The organism is Piscinibacter sp. (genome assembly GCF_050175855.1).
Classification (GTDB): Bacteria; Pseudomonadota; Gammaproteobacteria; order Burkholderiales; family Burkholderiaceae_C; genus Piscinibacter.
Window position 1 is genome coordinate 1 of sequence record NZ_JBFXIO010000508.1, and the last position, 3021, is coordinate 3021.

Sequence of the window (3021 nt, forward strand, 5' to 3'; positions counted from 1 at the left end):
GTCGTCGACGTGCCGCTGCAGCGCAAGCTGCTCGCTGACCGTCTGAAGATGAGCCACCAGGAGGCCAAGCAGGAGCACAAGGAGGCCGAGGGCAACCAGGAGGTCAAGGGCAAGCAGAAGGCGAAGATGCGCGAGGTCTCGCGCCGCCGCATGCTGGCCGCGATTCCCAAGGCCGACCTGGTGGTGATGAACCCGACGCACTACGCCGTCGCGCTCAAGTACGAGGACGGCAGGATGGGCGCGCCGCGCGTGGTCGCCAAGGGCGTCGACCTGCTGGCCATGAAGATCCGCGACGTGGCCAAGGAGTCGCAGGTGCCGGTGCTGCAGGCACCGATGCTGGCCCGCGCCCTGTACGCCCACACCAAGCTGGACCAGGAGATCCCGCAGGCGCTGTTCGCCGCGGTGGCCCAGGTGCTGGCCTACGTCTACCAGCTGCGCGCCGCGATGGCCGGCCGCGGCCCCGCCCCCGGCGATCTGCCCGAGTTGCCGGTGCCGCCCGAACTCGATCCGCACCAGAAGGCCGTTCCTGACATGGAGCTCTACGAATGAACCCGCTCGTGCAGAAGCTGCAGGCGATGCTCGGCCCGGACGGCCGCGCGCTGCGCGCGCTGATGGCGCCCATTGCCGTGGTGATGATCCTGGCGATGATGGTGCTGCCGCTGCCGGCCTTCGCGCTGGACCTGCTGTTCACCTTCAACATCGCGATGGCGCTGATGGTGCTGATGGTGGCGGCCTACATGATCCGGCCGCTGGACTTCGCCGCCTTCCCGACGGTGATCCTGCTGACCACGCTGCTGCGCCTGTCGCTGAACGTGGCGTCCACCCGCGTGGTGCTGATGGAGGGCCACACCGGTCCCGGCGCGGCCGGCAAGGTGATCGAGTCGTTCGGCCACTTCCTGATCGGCGGCAACTTCGCTGTCGGCCTGATCGTCTTCGCCGTGCTGGTGGTGATCAACTTCATCGTCGTCACCAAGGGCGCCGAGCGCATCGCTGAAGTCGGCGCGCGCTTCACGCTGGACGCCATGCCCGGCAAGCAGATGGCGATCGACGCCGACCTCAACGCCGGCCTGATCGACGAGAAGGAGGCGCGCCGCCGCCGCCAGGAAGTCGGCGACGAGGCGGAGTTCTTCGGCTCGATGGACGGTGCCAGCAAGTTCGTGCGCGGCGACGCCATCGCCGGGCTGCTGATCCTGTTCATCAACATCATCGGCGGCTTCATCATCGGCGTGGCCCAGCACGGCCTGTCGGCCGGCGAGGCGGCCAACAGCTACATCCTGCTGGCCATCGGCGACGCGCTGGTGGCACAGATCCCGGCGCTGCTGATCTCGGTGGCCACCGCGATGGTGGTGTCGCGCGTGGGCAAGGAGCAGGACGTCGGCAACCAGATCGCCCGCCAGGTGTTCAACTCGCCGCGCTCGCTGGCCATCACCGCCGGCATCGTCGGCGCGCTCGGCCTGATCCCGGGCATGCCCAACCTGGTGTTCATCACCATCGCGTCGGCGCTGGGCTATGCGGCCTGGTGGATGAAGGAGCGCGAGCGCAAGCTCAAGGAGCGCGAACCGGTGCGCCCGGCCGAGGCCGCGCAGGCCAACCCCGAGGCCACCTGGGACGACCTGCAGCCGGTCGATACGCTGGGCCTGGAGGTGGGCTACCGGCTGATCGCGCTGGTGGACAAGAGCAAGCAGGGCGACCTGCTCGCGCGCATCAAGGGCGTGCGCAAGAAGTTCGCGCAGGACGTCGGCTTCCTGCCGCCGCCGGTGCACATCCGCGACAACCTCGAGCTCAAGCCCAGCGCCTACCGCATCACCCTGCGCGGTGCCGTGGTGGGCGAGGGCGAGGCCTACCCGGGCATGCTGCTGGCCATCAACCCCGGCGGAGCGAGCACCAACCTCATCGGCACGCGCACCGTCGACCCGGCCTTCGGCCTGCCCGCGGTGTGGATCGAGGAGCGCCAGCGCGAAGCGGCGCAGATGGGCGGATTTACGGTGGTTGATTGCTCGACCGTCGTGGCGACCCATCTCTCACACTTGATGCAACTCCACGCGGCCAAGTTGCTCGGACGCGTCGAGACGCAACAGCTGGTCGAACACGTGACCAAGCTGGCTCCGAAACTGATCGAAGACGTCGTGCCCAAGATGGTCGGAATCGCCACCCTGCAAAAGGTCCTCCAGCTGCTGCTGGAAGAGGGCGTGCACATCCGCGACATGCGTTCGATCGTCGAGTGCCTGGCCGAACACGCCGCCACGGTGACCGACCCGGCCGAGCTGGCGCGCCGCATCCGCGTGCACCTGGCGCCGGCCATCGTCCAGCAGATCTACGGCCCGGCCAAGGAGCTGGACGTGATCGCCCTCGAACCCGACCTCGAGCGCCTGGTGACCCAGGCGCTGAACTCGCCGCACGGCGCGGTGCTCGACCCCGGCGTGGCCGACACGCTGGCGCGCAGCGCCGCCGAATCGGCCCAGCGCCAGGAAGACCTGGGCGTGCCGGCCTGCCTGCTGGTGCCCGACCTGATCCGCGCCCCGATGGCCCGGCTGCTCAAGCGAGCCGCGCCGCGCCTGCGCGTGCTCGGCCACAGCGAGATTCCTGAAACGCACTCGATCCGCATCGGCTCGGTGATAGGAGCACAGTCATGAACTGCAAACGCTTCACTGCGCGCACCTCGCGCGAGGCCCTGACCCTGGTGCGCCAGGCCTTCGGCGAAGACGCCGTGGTGCTGTCCACCAAGCCCTGCGCCGAAGGCGTGGAGGTGCTGGCGATGGCGCCGGAAGGCATGGCCCACATCGAGCAGCTTTCGGCTTCGGCGCCGAAGGTGTCTGCGCCCGCCGTCAAGCAGACGCCGCCGGCGCGCAAGGGCAAGTCTCTCGCCGAGCGCATCGAACCAGAGGCCACGCCGGTCGAGGAAGACGTGCGCAAGCTCTCGATGAGCACGCTGTCGTTCCAGGACTTCGTGCGCGAGCGCATGCTCAAGCGCCGCCAGGAGGCGATGTGCGAGGCCTCGCGCTTCCCCGACGACGCGGTCGA

General features: G+C 69.0%; 2 protein-coding genes and 1 pseudogene. All 3 read left to right on the forward strand.

Going from position 1 to position 3021, the window contains the following annotated elements; all coding sequences use genetic code 11:
- The coding region (locus AB7U92_RS24745) for an EscU/YscU/HrcU family type III secretion system export apparatus switch protein (protein ID WP_428583137.1) at positions 1–549 on the forward strand (549 nt) is incomplete at its 5' end.
- Positions 546–2633, forward strand: coding sequence for a flagellar biosynthesis protein FlhA (gene flhA / locus AB7U92_RS24750; RefSeq protein WP_428583139.1), 2088 nt, complete (start codon positions 546–548; stop codon positions 2631–2633). The genes AB7U92_RS24745 and flhA, both read left to right, overlap by 4 nt.
- Positions 2630–3021 (forward strand): annotated as a pseudogene (locus tag AB7U92_RS24755) (flagellar biosynthesis protein FlhF); the annotation flags it as partial. The gene flhA and the pseudogene AB7U92_RS24755, both read left to right, overlap by 4 nt.

Coding starts and splice junctions, on each gene's coding strand:
- flhA (WP_428583139.1), top strand. CDS start 546: ATGAACCCGCTCGTGCAGAAGCTGCAGGCGATGCTCGGCCCGGACGGC.